Genomic DNA, 17,911 nt, shown 5'->3' with positions numbered 1-17,911 from the left:
TATTATACCACACTAAATAAAAAAAAGAAATTGCCATCTGTCCGACAGCAATCTCCTTTATTTTTATAACTATTATTTTTTACAAATGAAGTACCCTATCCTTTATTTCCTGAGTTCTTCCCTGATTCCAGAACTGGGTTCCAATGTATCCGCATGTTCTTCTGGCAACACTCATTTTATCCTGATTTCTGTTTCCACAGCTTGGGCATTCCCAAATTAACTTTCCTGACTCTTCGTCTGATACAATCTGAATTTCTCCATTGTATCCGCAGCACTCACAATAATCAGATTTAGTATTTAATTCAGCATACATAATGTTGTCATAAATAAATTTCATTACTTCAATTACTGCTTCGATATTGTCCTGAAGATTAGGAACTTCTACGTAGCTTATGGCACCACCCGGTGAAAGTTTCTGAAATTCTGATTCAAACTTAAGCTTACTGAAAGCATCTATTTCTTCTGTCACATGAACATGATAACTGTTGGTAATGTAATTTTTATCTGTAACACCCTTTATAATGCCAAATCTCTTCTGGAGACACTTAGCAAACTTATAGGTAGTAGATTCCATAGGTGTTCCATATACGGAATAGCTGATGTTTTCAGCTGCCTTCCACTCAGCACATTTATCATTTAACTTCTGCATAACCTTAATGGCAAACTCTTTTCCTTCAGGAGTAGTGTGAGATTTACCTGTCATTCTTACACACATTTCATAAAGACCTGCATAGCCCAATGAAATGGTTGAATATCCGTTAAATAATAATTTATCAATAGTTTCACCCTTTTTAAGACGTGCCAAAGCACCGTTTTGCCATAAAATAGGTGCCACATCTGAAGGTGTTCCAAGAAGTCTCTCATGTCTGCATCTAAGTGCCCTGTGGCATAACTCCAGTCTTTCTTCCAAAATTTTCCAGAACAGTTCCATATCACCGTTAGATGAGCAAGCCACATCAACTAAGTTAATGGTTACAACACCCTGATTGAAACGTCCATAGAATTTGTGGGTTCCGTCTGCGTTTCTCTGGCTGTCCTCAACTGTAAGGAAGCTTCTGCAGCCCATACATGGATAAACGCATCCCTGCTTCATTTCTTTCATAACCTTAGCTGAAATATAATCAGGAACCATTCTCTTGGCAGTACATTTTGCTGCAAGCTCCGTAAGTGCCCAGTATTTTGAATCCGGTGTAACATTATCTTCATCTAAAACATATATAATTTTAGGAAATGCCGGTGTAATCCAGACACCTTTTTCATTTTTAACACCTTGAATACGCTGTTTTAAAACCTCTTCTATAAGGGTAGCCAAATCATCCCTGGTCTGACCTTCCGGTACCTCATCAAGATACATAAACATTGTTACAAAAGGTGCCTGCCCATTACATGTCATAAGAGTAATCAGCTGATACTGAATAGTCTGGATACCACGGTTTATCTCATCCTTTAATCTTCTCTCGGCAATTTGTTTTACCTGCTCATCACTGTAATTCAAGTTGAGTTCATTTCTTTCAGCTAAAACTTCTTTGGTAATTTTTTCTCTGCTCACCTGAACAAAAGGTGCCAAATGTCCTAATGAAAATGACTGACCGCCGTACTGATTGCTGGCAACCTGTGCCACAATCTGTGTAGTAACATTGCAGGCTGTATAAAAGCTGTGAGGTGTATCTATTTTAGTTTCGGATATGCATGTTCCATTTTGAAGCATATCCTCTAAATTAATTAAGTCACAGTTGTGCTCCTTCTGTGCAAAATAGTCGGAATCATGGAAATGTATAATTCCCTGCTCATGAGCCTGAACAATATCCTCCGGCAATAAAATACGTTTAGTTAAATCCTTGCTGACTTCACCTGCCATATAATCTCTCTGGGTGGAGTTAATTGTAGGATTCTTGTTGGAATTTTCCTGTTTAACTTCTTCATTAATCTGATCAATAAGAGACAAAATTCCATCATCTGTTGTGTTGGCTTTTCTGGCTAATTCACGTGTATATCTGTATCTTACGTACTTCTGGGCTACCTCATATCCACGCATCTCCATGATGCCTCTCTCTACCATGTCCTGAATATCTTCAACTGCTACTGCATGGTTTGATTTTTCAATCTGGTCAACAACAAGATTTCCCACTGCCGCAATCTGATACTCGTTTAACTTATGTATAGGGGCAATCTCGTTATTTGCCTTCCTTATAGCATTAAGAATCTTGTTAACGTCGAACGAAACTTCCTGACCGTTTCGTTTAATTACCTTTCTCAATAAAACTTCCATCTTTTCTCCCTCTCAAGCTCGAATACTATATCTTGTATATGCTTAAAGCATTATAGCACAACATATTCCATTTTGTACAGTGGCAATTGCAACATTTCTGAAATATTTCTTCTTTTTTTTACAAAATCTCCAATTATAGTTTTCCCTCATACAAAATGTTCTAAACTAACTTTTTAAACACCTTTTTAATTACAATTAACGACAGTACTGCTGCTAAAAAGTCGGATATCGGTGCAACATACATCATACCATCTATGCCTAAATAGCCAAAGTTGTGGAAAATATATGGTAACACAATCATAAGTGGTATAAAGCATATAACCTGTCTTGTAAGAGACAAAAATGTTCCCTTGTTTGGTTCCCCTATAACAGTACAAAATGTTGATGTTATTGGCTGTATTCCGTCTAAGAAAGTCATAAATAAAAATATTCTGAAAAAGTTAATGGAAAACCTAAAATATTCAGGGCTTCCTGAACCGAATATGCTTATTATCTGTCTTGGGAACAGTTGGAATATTATAAATGCAATAGTTGAAATAATTGTATTGCAGGAAACGGCAAGCTTATAGGTCTTTTTAACTCTGTCATTTTTACCTGCTCCCCTGTTAAAACTGGCAATAGGCTGTATTCCCTGTGCCACACCTATACATATGGAGAAATACACCTGATTAACCTTCATTACAATTCCCGTACAGGCAAGGGGAATGTCCGCACCATAAGGGCTAAGGGCACCGTAATATGTCAGTGATTTATTCATTACAACCTGAACAAACATAATTGCCAGCTGATTTAAGCACTGTGCCATTCCAAGATGTACAGTTCTTCCTACTATCTTAAGTTGTGGTACAAAATGCTTTCCGTGAAGCTTAATGGTTTTAAAATGAATCAAGTACCATATAACCATAATTGAAGCTAAAATTTGTCCTATTACAGTAGCTATTGCTGCTCCTGCCATTTTCCAGTTAAATACCATGACAAAAAGGTAATCTAAAATTACATTTACAATGGCGCCTACAAGGTTACAGGCCATGGAAAACTTCGGACTTCCGTCTGCTCTTACTAAATGTGAACCACCAGATGAAATAATGGCAAAAGGAAATCCCAATGCCAGATATTTTGTATATTCCATGGCATACGGTAATACCGTATCTGTTGAACCAAAGAATAAAAGTAGGGGTTTTAATGCCGTAAGTCCCACAACAGACAGAACAACACCGATAATAAACATCATTGAAGCACTTACGCCTATAAAATATGGTGCTTTTTCCTTTTCTCCTGCACCTAAGTTTAAATTAAATCCTGAAGCTCCACCTATTCCAAAAGCCAGTGCCGTAGCAATACATAAGGTGGTAAAGGGAAAGGCAACATTAGTGGCAGCATTTCCTAACTCTCCTACACACTGTCCTATAAAGATCTGATCTACTATATTGTACAAAGACATTACAAGCATTGATATAATACTTGGAACTGCAAATTTTCTAAGCAGCTTCCCCACTGGTTCCGTTCCTAAGGGATTTTCAATTTTCTCATTCATATTTGTCATTTCTTTTTTCCTTTATAATTTCATTTTCTTCTATTCTCATTATCGCCACAACATATAATACAACTCTATAAAGGAAAATTTCAACCACAAATTCGAAATTAAATATTTTTCTAAAAAAATACCCTAATGTTTCATAATTTGCACCGGCACCTTCCGATTTAGGTTTTATATTGTTAAAAAATTAACTATATTTTACTTGTGCTTATTTTGTATGCTATGTTATAATTAATAATAGTTTTTATGACTGTTTTTTATTTGAATTATATGAAATGGAGAAATACATGAGAGGAATTTATTCAAACAAGACGGAGATACGTCATAAGGTATTTACGGAAGTTGCAAGAATGGCGTTTGAAGGCGGAGATTTCACACGAATTGAAGAACTGCCTTACAAAATCATTCCCGGTGAAATTGGAAAATATTACAATAACATTTTTATTGAACGTGCCATTGTAGGAGAACGTCTTCGTGCTACCATTGGACTTCCTATTAGGAAAGTGTCTGAGCATGCACCACTTTCAGATGGAATAGATGCCAGTGCCATTGATGAAAAGTATTATGACCCTCCTCTTATTAACATTATAAAATTTGCATGTCATGCATGCCCTGAAAAAAAGATTTTCGTAACCAACGGATGTCAGGGATGTATTGAGCATCCATGCGTTGAGGTTTGTCCAAAGAAAGCTATCCATATGGAAAATGGTCATTCCGTTATTGACCAGGATAAATGTATAAAATGTGGCAAGTGTTTAAATGCATGCCCTTACAATGCAATTATTAAACAGGAACGTCCCTGTGCAGCTGCCTGTGGCATGAATGCCATTAAATCTGATGAATACGGCAGAGCTGACATCGATTATGACCAGTGTGTGTCCTGTGGTATGTGTCTTGTAAGTTGTCCTTTTAGTGCTATTGTGGATAAAAGCCAGATTTTCCAGACAGTGCTGGCACTGAAAAGTGATACTCCTATATATGCAGCCATTGCCCCTTCCTTTGTAAAGCAATTCGGTGACAAGGTTACTCCTGCCATGGTAAGGGCTGCCCTTAAAGCTGTAGGTTTTGAAGAAATGGAAGAGGTAGCAATCGGTGCCGACCTTTGTGCTATTCAGGAAGCAGCTGATTTCATAAAAGAGGTTCCTGAACATTTGTCATGGCTTGGTACTTCATGTTGTCCTGCATGGTCTGTTATGGCTAAAAAGACTTTACCTGAATATGCTAACCATATTTCCATGACCCTTACTCCTATGGTTTTAACAGGACGTATGATTAAGAAACGCCATCCTGACTGTAAGGTAGTATTCATTGGTCCATGTGCTGCGAAAAAGCTTGAAGCAAGCCGTCGCTCAGTACGAAGCGATATTGACTTTGTTTTAACCTTTGAGGAAATGATGGGGATTTTTGATGCTAAGGGAATTGATTTTAACAATCTTGAACTAGAAGAATTCAGACAAACTTCCAGCTCCTATGGTAAGGGATTTGCTGCCAGTGGCGGTGTTGCCAATGCCGTTGTAAATGTTTTAAACAGTATTGACCCTGACCGTGAGGTAAAAACAGTTAAGGCGGAGGGATTAGCGGAATGCAAAAAAATGCTTATGTTAGCCAAAGCCGGAAAATATGACGGATATCTGTTAGAGGGAATGGCATGTCCCGGCGGATGTCTTGGTGGTGCAGGAGTTTTGGCTGATGTCAGAAAAGCAGGCATTGCTCTTGAACAGGACAAATCAAAATCTGAATTAACAAAACCGTCTCAGTCAGAATACTTAAAATATCTTCATTTAATAACAAAGGAGGAATTGTATGAAAATGAGGACTAGAACCATTACCGTTACAGCAGTAATGATTGCACTTTGCATAGCAGTACAGTTTTTTAAAGTTCCAACCTTTGCATATTCAATTTATGTTATTGGTGGATTAATTAACCTGATACTTATTATTGATACATTATATTGCGGAATTGTTAGCGGTATTATAGTTTCAGCTGTTGCCCCTATTACATCTTTTATTATAACCGGGTCACCTGTTATTGCCGCTGTACCTATGATTCTTCCGTGTATTATGATAGGAAACATGGTTCTTGTGCTTTTTGCCTGGTTTGTCAGGTGCAAAAAGCTGGAACTTAATCTTTTGCCAATAAGCCTTATAGCAGGCTCTGTTGCCAAATGGGGTGTAATGACACTTCTTATTATCAGATGGGTTCTTCCATCCTTTGGAAAGGGATTAAGTCACGTAGCCTACAAGGCTGCAACAGTTACATATTCCACAACCCAGTTAATTGCGGCATTGTTTGGAACTGCATTAGCCTGTGTTATCTGGCCTATTGTGCGATTAAGTGTAAAACGTTCAAAATAAAAATTGTTTATGGATAGATATAAAATCAGTCTACAATTAATGCTTTCGGGTATACCCGGTTCATTAAATTGTCATCGTATTTTGTGTCTATCCATTTTTCTATGTTATTATTTGCATTCTTTCCCTTGCTTCTTTCCTGATATCTTGCAAGGGCAATACTTGATATGGAAACATTCACTAACATAAATGCCAGTAACATCCATGTAGCTATTATTCCCGGTTTCTTTGGGATTTTTTCAATAAGGGCAGACAGTAGCGGATATGCAACCTTAAACCAAACTATAGCCGCTATTCCCCAAAAAGAACAGTACAATAAATTAATTCGTCCTCCAAGGTTAAATGGCATATCGCTGTAATCCCAGAAAACAGTGCCAAAGGCTATTTCCGTAAAAACGCTGCATATGTACTCATATGCTCCCCCTAATATAGTTCCCGTAAAAAATAAAAACAAGACATTTTTATCTTTGTACTTATATAACAGTACCGTTATGGCAGCTACTCCTACCCCCCACACAATACTAAACTGTCCGTAAATAACACTGCTTCTGCTCATCCAGCTTCCCATAACTATACGACAGAAAACCGTCTCCACAATGTCTCCAAGGAACGCTCCTATGAAAAACAACATAACCACCTTATAGAAACTACATCCTGTGGCAAACTTTGTTTTATCCTTTTGTTCCCCTGTCCCCGGCTTGCTTCTTGTATATGCCTTTCCTAATCGGCTGTCAATAACACCATAAATTCTGTCACTTAAGTTTTTAGTTACAGTATCTAATATATCTTCTGCCTTTTTGCAATATTTTTCGCTTTTATGGTGTCCTGATAAAATAAGCATAGTGGCAAGGCCGTCAATAAATATAACCGCCAAAAGAATCCACACTATGATTTCAATTATATATACCGGGATAATTTTATAAATATTAATAAAGAGATCGTTGACCCATGTTTTTACAACAAAGCCCATTATCGCCCAGATAACCGAAGCACCAAGGCAGATATAACCGTCAAAGTTAAATTTGAAATTAGAATAGTCCCACCAGCGTTCATGGTACATCTTTTCAATAATATGTCCGCCGGTCCACTCAATAAGAGTGGCTACTATCATACTTCCAAATAGTAGCCAGAATCCGTTTAAGTCCCTAAGAATAACTGTAATGGCAACAGCTGAAATACCGTAAATCACACAGAAGGGTCCGTTAATGATTCCTCTGTTAACAAACCTTTTTCTTTTTATTGCAGCAATTGTTGTCTCAAATACCCATCCTAAAAATGAGTAAACTATAAATAAGTATATCAGTATATTCATTAGTACTTCCTTTGTTTTTTATTATAAATGTAATATGTTAATAAGGAAAACCCATGCAAGTCCGTAATATGTTACCGCAGCAACTAAATCGTTTACGGTAGAAATAAGAGGACCTGATGCAACTGCCGGGTCAAATCCGATTTTGTCAAGAATAATGGGAATAATAGCTCCTACAAAGCTTGATATTAACATAGCCAGTGCCAGTGCAATGCCGATACATCCTGAAATAGCAAAGGCATCCATAAACTGCTGTCCTCTGACAAGCCATATAAATATCCCTGTAAATATAAAGGAAATAGAACCTACTATAAGTCCGTTAAAGAAACCTACACGCATTTCCTTAAATACAAATCCCAGCATCTGCTTAAATTCCAGTTCTTCGTCCATTAAAACCCTGATAGTCACCGCAAGGGACTGGGTTCCAACATTACCGGACATACCAAGAATAACTGACTGGAATGTAACAATAATCGGAAGTCCCACTATAACCTTTTCAAACATACTTATAACTGTAGATACAATCATGCCAAGCATAAGCAATATAATAAGCCATGGAACTCTTTTTTTAAGGCTCTGGGATAATGGTTCTTCTAATTCCTCCTCTGCAGCAAGACCTGCTAACTTAGCATAGTCCTCACCCATTTCTTCATCTACCACTTCTACCAAATCCTGAGAAGTAATAACACCTAAAATGTGATTGTCTTTATCCAATACCGGAATGGAATCCTCTGAGTAATCCTTTAATTCTTCAATACAGTCATCTACTGTTTCATGGTCATACACAAAAGGATATGAAGTGATAACTAATGATTCTAGTTCTACATATTCCCTTGCAACAATTAAGTCTTTTAAATCAATGGCTCCATAAAAGGTTCCATCTTCTTTTTTAACATATAACGTAGAAATGTTGTCATTGTCAGCAGCCTGTTCTACTAAACGTTTCATTGCCTGCTTTATGGTAAGGTCTAAGGATAAGCTAACATAATTGGTAGTCATCTTACTACCGATTTCATCTTCGTCATAGGACTGAATAAGATCAATATCCTTTTGTGCCTCTTTATCCATTAACTGGAGAAGCTCCTCACTTTTTTCTTCCTCTAATTCATCTAAGATATCAACGGCATCATCCGGCTCCATGGCCTCAAGAATATCTGCCGCTGTTTCATTATCTAATTCTTCAATGAACTCTTCCGGATCATCTAAATAAGCAAAAATTTCAGATACCCTGTCAAGACCTAAAAGGGCATATAATCTTCTACGCTCATTTACATCTAAGTCTTCTAAAACCGATGCTATATCATTTTCATGATAATCGTTTAACTTCTCTTTCTTAACATAAGCCGGTTCGTTGCCTCGTATTATATCTATAATTTCAGCTTCATAATCGGCTTTTTCAGGAATTTCATATTCCTGTGTTTCTATATTATTCTCTGTGTTTGACTCTTCTGTATCCTGTGGCTTTTTTTCTTCAAATTCTTTATTTTCTTCCATCATATACCTCCTTTCACATAAACAGAAAGTAAAGAATCCGCTACATCAAAATATAGCGGACTGTATATGTAAGAAGCTTGTATATGAATTTATGCACTTTAAGGACGAAACAGATGATGTGCATCAGTTTCGTCTATAGTATATTCATTATGCAAACTTCGCCCACAACTGTCACAACTATCCATCTGGTTCTCCTTCCATTTTATTATAAAAAATCGAAATAAAAACTTATGGCCAAAATAACCATAAGTTCTTATTAATTTATATATTTACTTTATCATTTTTTTTAGACAAATTCAACTGAAATATAAAATTATTCCACAGTGTGAACCTTTATCATATTAGTGGTTCCTGACTTTCCAAGAGGCACTCCTGATGTAATAACCACAATGTCATCCTTTTCCACTAAATGCTTTTCCTTTGCCACTTCCACAGCATAGTCAAACAATTCCAGCACATCACCTTTTTCCTTAATAAGCACTGGTGTAACTCCCCAGGACATATTAAGCTGGCGGCATACTTTTTCACTTGTGCTTCCTGCGGTAATCATACAGTCCGGTCTGAATCTTGATAACATTCTTGCAGACCTTCCTGATTTAGTTACCGTAAGAATTGACTTTGCCCCAAGGTCATAAGCTGTAGTACATGTAGCATGACATACTGCCTGGGTAATATCACTTCCTTCACTTCTTTTCATATCAAAGAAACGCTGTTTATAGTTTATGTCCATTTCAGTACGTTCAGCGATTTTCGCCATGGTTTCAACGGCTTCCACCGGATATTTCCCTGCTGCTGTCTCTCCTGAAAGCATAATGGCACTGGTTCCATCGTAAATTGCATTTGCCACATCTGTGGTTTCTGCTCTTGTAGGACGAGGATTATTCATCATGGAATCCAGCATCTGAGTTGCAGTAATAACCTGTTTTCCTGCCTCATATACCTTTTTTATAATCATTTTCTGAATAATAGGAACTTCTTCCTCCGGAAGTTCAACTCCCATGTCTCCTCTGGCTACCATAATGGCATCTGCCTCATCTATAATGGAGTCTACATTTAAAATACCTTCACTATTTTCTATTTTTGCTATAATGTTGATGTTTTCCCCACCGTTTTCATCAAGAATTTTTCTTACGGCTTTTACATCTTCAGCTGTTCTTACAAAGGATGCGGCAATATAATCAACATCCTGCTGTATTCCAAATATAATGTCACTTTTATCCTGTTTACTCATGTACTCCATGTTAATATGAATATCAGGAACATTAACCCCTTTTCTGTTAGAAATTTTACCATCATTTTTTACTTCACAGACAATATCCGTTCCACTAATTTCCTTAACCTCTAACTTTACAAGACCATCATCAATAAGAATAATTGAGCCTATATTTACGTCTTTATATAAATCAGGAAATGTAATATTGACATGGTTTTCATCTCCCTTAACCTGTCTGTCTCCCACAAGGGTAAATTTCTGACCTGTATGAACAAAAATGGAATCATTTTCAAATATTCCTGTTCTTATTTCCGGTCCCTTTGTATCTAACAAAATGGCAACAGGCATATCACATTTCTTTCTGATTTCCTTTACCTTATCCATTCTTTTCTTATGTTCTTCGTGAGAACCATGGGAAAAGTTACATCTTGCCACATTCATTCCTACATTAATTAACTTTTCAAGTACACCATCAACGTCTGTTGACGGACCAAGAGTACATACTATCTTTGTCTTTCTCATTCTAATTTTCTCCTTTTACTTACCTACTACCATATTTCTATCAAACCACACTTATAATAACAATATATGAAATTATATACAAGTTAATTTTTGTTAAAGATTTTTAATATACATTTAACACTTTTAGGGGTATAATAACATTTAGATGTTTTGAAAGGATGTTACTAGTATAATGCAAAATTCAAATATTATTAGTACAGATAATTTAAGGGAGGATTTCACCTTGAAAATCACTCCCATAATAAAAAATGAAAAATTAAAACGAATGGATAAATATATACAACATGGCAACACCAGCACCCTAGAGCACTGTATTGCAGTTTCTTACATAAGTTACTGCATTGCAAGAAAATTCCATATCCGCTGTGATTACAACAGTCTTTTAAGAGGTTCTCTTTTACATGATTACTTTTTGTATGACTGGCATGACAAGGATGCTGCACACAAATGGCACGGTTTCCACCACGCAGCTGTAGCCCTGAAAAATGCCTCTAAGGATTTTGAACTCACTGACATTGAAATGGACATTATAGCAAAGCACATGTTTCCCCTTAATATTAAACTTCCAAGATATAAGGAAAGTTACATTGTAAGCCTTGCCGACAAAATATGTTCATCCTATGAGGTAATATGTAAGCGTGCATGCTACCGTTTTGAGTAAATTACTCATATTCCGTACCGCTATATATGCTGTGGGTAGGGTCTATGTTGCTGTTTATAAGGCTGTACATTAGATCTTCGTCTTCATCTGCATCAGATATGCTTGTTACATATCCACTTAAACCACTACACATATCTTCTAAATCCTCCTTTTCCCCTGTAAGGGCTAATGCATAGTATTTAGTTTCACCTTTATCCACCATATTTTTAATTTTTTTATAAAATTCCTCATATTCCGGATGTCCCAAAAAATTCAACACTTCAGGATGCTTTATCATAAAATCTAACCTTTCGGAAAAGCTGTCCTTTACGGTTTTCACATCTAATTCAGGACCTTCATCATAAACATAGCCATTTGCACTTCTATATATGAAGAAATTCTTTCCATTGTAAAAATATCCGTTACCTTTAAGAGTTAATCCGTCAACAGAATACATATTTGTATATCCCAAAGTCATTTCCTTTATGCTTCCCATACTTGACTGATCAATTCCTAAATATATACCTATTGGTGGGTACTTGTCATTAATTTCATAAGGATAAACCCCCACCCATTTTATACATGTATTATCCTGATAATAATTTTCTTCAAGAAGTTTTTTAAGCTGCGTATCCCCTATCAGCTTATTAAGAGAGATAAAAATATTATAAATCTTATTCTTTTTCATTTTCTTCAAGGTTGCCTTAAGATTGCCGTAATCTTCAGCATCTTCTTCATCATCCTCGTTTATGGACATAATCTCTCCATCATCTAAATAACTCCGAAATTCCGGTTTTTCAACTGTAAGAGCTTTTTCTAAGGTAATCCCCACATAAGGCTGAATATTTTTCGTTATACGATAATAATACTGGCCCTTTTTATTATCAATTTCTCCTAAATTTTCAAAATAAGGAATGTACTGTCCTTTATTGTGAAACTGAAAAAGAGTCTCATATCCTAACTGGGCATCTGTTTTTTCTGAATACAGGGTCTTGCTGTCAATATTCCATTTGCTGTAAGGATAGTTTTCCTGAGCCTTTTCCTTTTTTACATATTTAACCATAGGGTCAATTTTTATAACATATACTGCTATTGTCGTAACAATCATAGCTGCCATTATACAAGACAAAACCACAAAGGGAACATTAATTTTCTTATGTTCCCCTGTGGTTTCATCTATATTCTCATTATTTGATTTCTTACTTTCCGGCTCCTCCCGACTGTCATTTATTGTAACAACATCATCTTCAATAGACTTTTTATTCTCTGATTCATAGCCTTCATGGATGTTTTCCTTTGCTTCTTTACGTCTTTTTAACTCACTTTCCACAAATTCCTGTTCTTCTTTTGTTACCTGTCCCCAGTTATACTTTTCATAAAGCTCCTTAAAATCCATATGTCCCTCTCTTTTATCCTTTAGTCCCTAGACAACAATATTCTGTCATTATCAAATTCCTTCTGTTTCTTTGCAGAATACATTTTTATCATATCATCTATGGTCATATTTTCTCTCTCTTTGCCGGATAAATCAAGTATAATTTCCCCTGAGTCAAGCATTATGGTTCTTGAGCCTGTATTTAATGACTGATTTAAATTGTGGGTAATCATCATAGTGGTAATATTATTTTCTGACACAATCTGCTTTGTTATTTCCATTACCCTTTTAGCCGTTGCCGGGTCAAGGGCTGCGGTATGCTCATCTAAAAGCAAAAGTTTTGGAATTGAAAGGGTACACATTAAAAGAGTAACCACCTGTCTCTGACCACCTGACAAAAGCCCGATTTTAGTTTTCATTCTGTCTTCTATGCCCATATTGTATCTTGCCAGATTTTCCCTGAAAAACTCAGCCTTTTTCTTTGTTAATGCTCTTGAAAAAGGTGATGAATGTTTTTGTGATCTTGTATAGGCTAACGCGAGATTTTCTTCAATAGTCATGTTAGGTGCCGTTCCTCTCATGGGGTCCTGAAAAACACGACCTATCATTTTTGCCCTGGCATGCTCACTTTTATATGTAATTTCTTCATTATCCAAAAATATATGTCCTGAATCCACAAGGAAGCTACCGCAAATTGCATTAAAAAGTGTACTTTTTCCTGCTCCGTTTGAGCCTACAACTGTAACAAATTCCCCATCCTCCAATGAAAGGGACATATTTTTTATGGCAACGTGTTCATTAACTGTTCCTTTGGCAAAAACCTTTGAAATATTCTTTACTTCTAACATTACATCTCCGCCTTTCTGCTTCTCTTTTCCGCAATTTTTTCCTTTATTGCAGGAATTGCAAGAGTAATGGCAACAATAAGTGCACATGTAAGCTTCATAAGATTTGCGCTTTTATCACCAAATAAATTCTGTCTTATAACAAATGCCACTATAAGCTTGTATATAACAGAACCTGTAACTGCTGAAATAACTCCTATGGCAGCGCCTCTTTTTCCAAATATTGCCTCACCAATAATTACTGCTGCTAACCCATAAATAAGAGTACCGTTAGCAGTATTTATGTCTGAATATCCAACGCTTTGTGATGCCATGGCTCCTGATAAACCAATTAATGCATTGGCAATCATAAGACCTATGATTTTGGTTCTGTCAACATTTATTGATGATGCTCTTACCATATCAGGATTATCTCCTGTGGCTCTTATGCAAAGTCCCATATGGGTTTTAAAGAACCAGATAATTACAGCTATAACCAACACAACAATAATAAAACTTACCACAGCTTTTAACATACTTGTGTTAAACTGACCTGTTATTCCAAGCAATTCCTTTATTTTATCAAATATTGTTATTTTGCCGTAACTTAAGTTAGTTGTGGCTCCCTTGTCTGTTAATGAATAGCATACAAGATTAATTGAATATAATGCACTCATGGTTATTATTCCTGCTAATACCGGATGAACACTAAGCTTTGTCTGTAAACACCCCGTAATAAATCCTGCCAATGCACCGGCAACTATTCCTGCTAAAAGTGCCAGTGCCGGGTGTCCGTTTAAAGACACCAGCACCGATATAACTGCTCCAAAGCCGAAACTTCCTTCAGTTGTTAAATCCGGAATATCCAATATTCTAAGTGAAATATATATACCCATTGCCAGCAATCCATATATAAAGCAATCCGGCAGATTGGTTAAATAATATTGTAATTCTATCATTACTAAATCTCCTCATCCATTACTGAATTTCGTTAATATCATACTTTGTTTTAATCTGGTCTTTTGTAATACCAAGAGCTTTCATGGCATTGGTGTTTACTGAGCAATAATCAATTCCAACTACCTGTGAAGGAATATCTTTAACTTTCTTTCCGTCAAAGTAATCCATTGCCATATCTACTGTTTTTTTACCAATTCCCTTATCGTCAATGGCAAGGGTTGCAAAACATCCTGAGGCAACTGTTGTAGCTGATGAACAATATGTTGGAATTTTCTTTTCATTGCAAATTTCTGCTAACTTTGTAACTCCGTCCTGAATAATTGAATCATTTGGTACGAAAATGGCATCTACACCTTCATTTATAAGAGCATTGGCTGCTGTTTCAATATCACTTGATGTAGGTGCTGTTTTTTCAACATATTCAATGTTCTTTGATTTTAAATATTCCTCAACCTGCTTAATTGTGTTTGTTGCATTGTCTTCATTGCCACTGTAAATAAGTCCGTATTTTTTAGCCGGTGTTGTATTTTGTGCTAAATCAATAATGTCTGATACCGGAATGGCATTTGATGTACCTGTGGCGTTTTTATCAGGACTATCCATATCTGATAAAACTCCTGCTGCAACCGGTGCTGAAACTGCACAGAAGAAAACCGGTGTGTCTGATTCTAAATTAACAAATGCCTGGGTAGGTGGTGTTGCAATGGTAAATACCATGTCATATGTTCCGTCTGTCATGTTATTGGCAATAGTTGAAAGGGTTGTAGCATCACCTGATGCACACTGATAATCAATTGTAGCTGTATCACTTGTGTATCCCTTGCTTGCTAACTCTTCTATGATTCCCTCTTTCATATCAGTAAAGGCACCATTTTCCACCATGGTTACGATACCGATTTTTTTCTTGTCTGCCTTTTGTGAGGCATCAGCTGATTTGTCATTGCTTCCGCAGCCTGTAAAAATTGTTGCTGCCATAGCGGTTGTTAATAAAATACTTAATACTCTTCCTTTTCTCATGTTCTTATCTCCTTATAAAAAAATATTTATTAACAGATAACCACCTATGCCATAAAGCTTAAGGAATTTTATACAATAAAAAAGTCCCTGACAGTAGGATTACTCTACTATCAAGGACGGATATTCATAAAATCATATTCCGCGGTGCCACCTTGATTCGCAATAAAAAATGCGCTCTCAACGGGTACTAACATACCCTGTGCAACTAACGTATGCCTTCACGTCACAAAATACTAACATAAATGCTTTGTTCTATGCCCTCTGCGGTCCATTTAGCAAGCTGCGTTCTGCAGGTTCTCAGCCTCCCTGCTCTCTGTAAGTGCACGATTTACTTTTATCTCCGCATCAACGGTTTCAATGGTCATCTTTAATTATGCGGCAATTATATCTCACATAATATTTCTCGTCAATATAAAATTTTATAGTTTTATAATAAACTTAAATTTATAAACCTAAAATACAAACTTTTCTACCACTTTGGCAATTCCATCTTCATTATTTGAATCTGTCACATAATCTGCCACCTGTTTTACTTCATCTACGGCATTTTCCATTGCCACACCTATGCCGGCATATTTAACCATGGAAATATCATTATAACCGTCACCACAGGCTATGGTATTCTCCTTCTTTATTTTAAGTTTATTTATAAGAACCTCTATGGATGCCGCCTTATCAATTCCTTTAGGCATAATTTCAATAAAATAATCTGCCGAACGGCTGATGCTTAATTGATTTTTGTACTTCCCGGCTAAAATCTGTTCATGTTTTGCGGCAATTTCCGGTGGTGCAGTCATTAACAGCTTATTGGGATTATATGTTACATATTCCTCTATATCCGTTTCATAAACAGGTATTTTATTTATAAAGGATTCCGTTTCAATGTATTTGTCCATTCTTGTTCCAACAATAATCCGTTTATCATCGTAGGTTATAAGCCCAATATCATTTTCTTTGGCATATTTTAACAATGGACTTATATACTTTCTGTCTAACACCTGTTCAAACACAACCTCGTTGGTTTTTGTATTTATAATTTTTCCACCGTTAAATGCCATAATATAGCCTCCGAATTTTTCCAGTTCCACAGCTTTTGCCACAGGCAAAATTCCGGGAGTTGGTCTTCCCGATGCCAAAACAACTATATGCCCTGCCTTTTGCATTTCTAAAAGTGCCTTTTGGGTAAGGGGCGTAACCTTCTTTTCATCGTTAGTTAATGTTCCATCTAAATCTAAAAAAATTATCTTTTTATCCATAAATTCCTCTTTAGTGTAGTTTTATTTTAATGCTTCAAGCTTTCTCATGGCTTCTGACAGCATTTCCCCAGTAATAACATATGGATTATGCTCAATGTCCTTCATTACAACTGCTCCTTTTGCCAAATCATCTATCTGACTTTTGTCAAATTCCAAGTCCTCTAAACATGTAGGAAGTCCAACGGATTTATTGAAATTATATACTCTTTCAAAATCTTCCGTGTTTTGGTCTACCAGTAAAAGATTTAGCACTCCGTAACTTACCACCTCCCCATGAAGATGTTTTTTTTCAATATGAGGATATGATGTCATGGAATAAAATATTGCATGTGCCAATCCTGAATTGTAATGTACCGTATGCTCTGCAGTAAGATAAATAGATGCCAATGCAGTTGATACAATTATAGCCAAAACTACCTGCTCGTAGGCTTTTGACAACTGATTATTACGGTTTGATTCCATTGCCTCTTTTCCGTACTCCATAATAGGCTCGTAACACATTTTGCTGTTATTTACCCCCATGGCAAAATAATGAGGAAGTACTTCTCCCTTTGAAGACATAACTGCCTCAAAATATTTGGCATAGGTATCTCCCATACCTGCCCATAAATATTTTTCCGGAGAATTAACGGTTATTTCCGTGTTAATAAATGCATGTACCGGCGGTGCAGGATAAAAGAAAGGCTCCTTAAAACGTCCGTCAGGATAATACATTATGGATACGCTGGTGCAGGCAGAGCAGTTAGAAGCAATAGTTGGAAAAGAAAATACCGGCTTGTTAATTTTTACTCCAAGGCACTTTCCTGTATCCGTGGATTTTCCTCCTCCAATGGCAAAAATCATATCTGCCTTTATAACTGCCGGATTTTCCATTAGCTTTTCTACATTCTCGTATGTTGCCTCTCCTCCATACCATAAAAAATCAATTATTTCCATGGACGAATCTTTTATGGCTTCTAATATTTTGTCTTTAGCGGCAGCTAAGGCTTTATGTCCTCCTATTGCAACTATTTTATTTCCATATTTACCACATATCTCAGGTATTTCTTTATAAACGTCCTTTCCAATAGAATAACTTGGAAGATGTATGCTGTAATTTTCCATTTGGTTTTCTCCTAATTAATATGTATTGCCCCCTCCCTC

Annotated in this window: 14 protein-coding genes; 3 read left to right on the top strand and 11 right to left on the bottom strand. The window is 36.3% G+C overall.

Annotated elements, in window-relative coordinates; genetic code table 11:
* Positions 1-79: 79 nt before the first annotated feature.
* Together nrdD and DWW68_RS11570 are read right to left on the bottom strand one after the other, a co-directional pair.
* Complete coding sequence (nrdD, locus tag DWW68_RS11575) at positions 80-2,269, bottom strand: anaerobic ribonucleoside-triphosphate reductase (RefSeq protein ID WP_118589541.1); 2,190 nt, start codon at positions 2,267-2,269, stop codon at positions 80-82.
* 160 nt (positions 2,270-2,429) lie between these two features.
* Positions 2,430-3,812, bottom strand: a complete 1,383-nt coding sequence (locus tag DWW68_RS11570; RefSeq protein WP_021951918.1) for an MATE family efflux transporter — start codon at positions 3,810-3,812, stop codon at positions 2,430-2,432.
* Positions 3,813-4,093: 281 nt separating this feature from the next.
* On the opposite strand from DWW68_RS11570, the gene DWW68_RS11565 reads away from it, so the two are divergent.
* Together DWW68_RS11565 and DWW68_RS11560 are read left to right on the top strand one after the other, a co-directional pair.
* Complete coding sequence (locus DWW68_RS11565; protein ID WP_118589542.1) at positions 4,094-5,626, top strand: 4Fe-4S dicluster domain-containing protein; 1,533 nt, start codon at positions 4,094-4,096, stop codon at positions 5,624-5,626.
* Positions 5,610-6,161, top strand: coding sequence for an ECF transporter S component (locus DWW68_RS11560; protein WP_118589543.1), 552 nt, complete (start codon positions 5,610-5,612; stop codon positions 6,159-6,161). Before DWW68_RS11565 ends, DWW68_RS11560 begins: the two co-directional genes overlap by 17 nt.
* A 25-nt stretch (positions 6,162-6,186) precedes the next feature.
* Here the strand turns inward: DWW68_RS11560 and DWW68_RS11555 are convergent, their stop codons facing one another.
* The 3 genes from DWW68_RS11555 to pyk form a co-directional block, all read right to left on the bottom strand.
* The gene (locus DWW68_RS11555) at positions 6,187-7,470 is read right to left on the bottom strand and encodes a putative ABC transporter permease (RefSeq protein ID WP_118589544.1); all 1,284 of its coding nucleotides are present in this window, start codon (positions 7,468-7,470) and stop codon (positions 6,187-6,189) included.
* Between the two features lie 21 nt (positions 7,471-7,491).
* Entirely contained in the window at positions 7,492-8,961 is a 1,470-nt protein-coding gene (gene mgtE, locus DWW68_RS11550; RefSeq protein WP_118589545.1) for a magnesium transporter, read from the bottom strand.
* A gap of 313 nt (positions 8,962-9,274) precedes the next feature.
* Positions 9,275-10,696, bottom strand: coding sequence for a pyruvate kinase (gene pyk, locus DWW68_RS11545; protein ID WP_118589546.1), 1,422 nt, complete (start codon positions 10,694-10,696; stop codon positions 9,275-9,277).
* A 172-nt stretch (positions 10,697-10,868) separates the two neighbouring features.
* On the opposite strand from pyk, the gene DWW68_RS11540 reads away from it, so the two are divergent.
* A complete protein-coding gene (locus DWW68_RS11540) occupies positions 10,869-11,357 on the top strand; it encodes an HD domain-containing protein (protein ID WP_021951912.1) in 489 nt (162 codons plus the stop codon).
* 1 nt (position 11,358) lies between these two features.
* Here the strand turns inward: DWW68_RS11540 and DWW68_RS11535 are convergent, their stop codons facing one another.
* From DWW68_RS11535 to DWW68_RS11510, 6 genes are all read right to left on the bottom strand, one after another.
* Positions 11,359-12,732 (bottom strand): anti sigma factor C-terminal domain-containing protein, encoded by a 1,374-nt coding sequence (locus DWW68_RS11535; protein ID WP_118589547.1) that lies wholly within the window; start codon positions 12,730-12,732, stop codon positions 11,359-11,361.
* Between the two features lie 20 nt (positions 12,733-12,752).
* The gene (locus tag DWW68_RS11530) at positions 12,753-13,559 is read right to left on the bottom strand and encodes an ATP-binding cassette domain-containing protein (RefSeq protein ID WP_021951910.1); all 807 of its coding nucleotides are present in this window, start codon (positions 13,557-13,559) and stop codon (positions 12,753-12,755) included.
* Positions 13,559-14,494 carry an ABC transporter permease gene (locus DWW68_RS11525; RefSeq protein WP_118589548.1) on the bottom strand — a complete coding sequence of 312 codons (936 nt, stop codon included), beginning with the start codon at positions 14,492-14,494 and terminating at the stop codon, positions 13,559-13,561. The genes DWW68_RS11530 and DWW68_RS11525 overlap by 1 nt, the downstream gene beginning before the upstream one ends.
* Before the next feature lie 19 nt (positions 14,495-14,513).
* Positions 14,514-15,512 carry an ABC transporter substrate-binding protein gene (locus DWW68_RS11520; protein ID WP_118589549.1) on the bottom strand — a complete coding sequence of 333 codons (999 nt, stop codon included), beginning with the start codon at positions 15,510-15,512 and terminating at the stop codon, positions 14,514-14,516.
* 452 nt (positions 15,513-15,964) lie between these two features.
* Positions 15,965-16,768 (bottom strand): Cof-type HAD-IIB family hydrolase, encoded by an 804-nt coding sequence (locus DWW68_RS11515; protein WP_118589550.1) that lies wholly within the window; start codon positions 16,766-16,768, stop codon positions 15,965-15,967.
* 21 nt (positions 16,769-16,789) lie between these two features.
* Positions 16,790-17,872, bottom strand: coding sequence for an iron-containing alcohol dehydrogenase family protein (locus DWW68_RS11510; protein ID WP_118589551.1), 1,083 nt, complete (start codon positions 17,870-17,872; stop codon positions 16,790-16,792).
* Positions 17,873-17,911: the final 39 nt, after the last annotated feature.

Source organism: Eubacterium sp. AF16-48 (assembly GCF_003479405.1).
Taxonomy (GTDB): Bacteria; Bacillota; Clostridia; order Lachnospirales; family Lachnospiraceae; genus Eubacterium_G; species Eubacterium_G segne.
This window is presented reverse-complemented; position numbering and strand designations above follow the sequence as displayed.

Excerpts from the sequence above, each read along its gene's own strand:
- DWW68_RS11570 (WP_021951918.1), bottom strand. The coding sequence starts at position 3,812 with ATGACAAATATGAATGAGAAAATTGAAAATCCCTTAGGAACGGAACCA.
- DWW68_RS11515 (WP_118589550.1), bottom strand. The coding sequence starts at position 16,768 with ATGGATAAAAAGATAATTTTTTTAGATTTAGATGGAACATTAACTAAC.
- DWW68_RS11510 (WP_118589551.1), bottom strand. The coding sequence starts at position 17,872 with ATGGAAAATTACAGCATACATCTTCCAAGTTATTCTATTGGAAAGGAC.
- mgtE (WP_118589545.1), bottom strand. The coding sequence starts at position 8,961 with ATGGAAGAAAATAAAGAATTTGAAGAAAAAAAGCCACAGGATACAGAA.
- DWW68_RS11540 (WP_021951912.1), top strand. The coding sequence starts at position 10,869 with ATGCAAAATTCAAATATTATTAGTACAGATAATTTAAGGGAGGATTTC.
- DWW68_RS11555 (WP_118589544.1), bottom strand. The coding sequence starts at position 7,470 with ATGAATATACTGATATACTTATTTATAGTTTACTCATTTTTAGGATGG.
- DWW68_RS11535 (WP_118589547.1), bottom strand. The coding sequence starts at position 12,732 with ATGGATTTTAAGGAGCTTTATGAAAAGTATAACTGGGGACAGGTAACA.
- pyk (WP_118589546.1), bottom strand. The coding sequence starts at position 10,696 with ATGAGAAAGACAAAGATAGTATGTACTCTTGGTCCGTCAACAGACGTT.
- nrdD (WP_118589541.1), bottom strand. The coding sequence starts at position 2,269 with ATGGAAGTTTTATTGAGAAAGGTAATTAAACGAAACGGTCAGGAAGTT.
- DWW68_RS11520 (WP_118589549.1), bottom strand. The coding sequence starts at position 15,512 with ATGAGAAAAGGAAGAGTATTAAGTATTTTATTAACAACCGCTATGGCA.
- DWW68_RS11560 (WP_118589543.1), top strand. The coding sequence starts at position 5,610 with ATGAAAATGAGGACTAGAACCATTACCGTTACAGCAGTAATGATTGCA.
- DWW68_RS11530 (WP_021951910.1), bottom strand. The coding sequence starts at position 13,559 with ATGTTAGAAGTAAAGAATATTTCAAAGGTTTTTGCCAAAGGAACAGTT.
- DWW68_RS11565 (WP_118589542.1), top strand. The coding sequence starts at position 4,094 with ATGAGAGGAATTTATTCAAACAAGACGGAGATACGTCATAAGGTATTT.
- DWW68_RS11525 (WP_118589548.1), bottom strand. The coding sequence starts at position 14,494 with ATGATAGAATTACAATATTATTTAACCAATCTGCCGGATTGCTTTATA.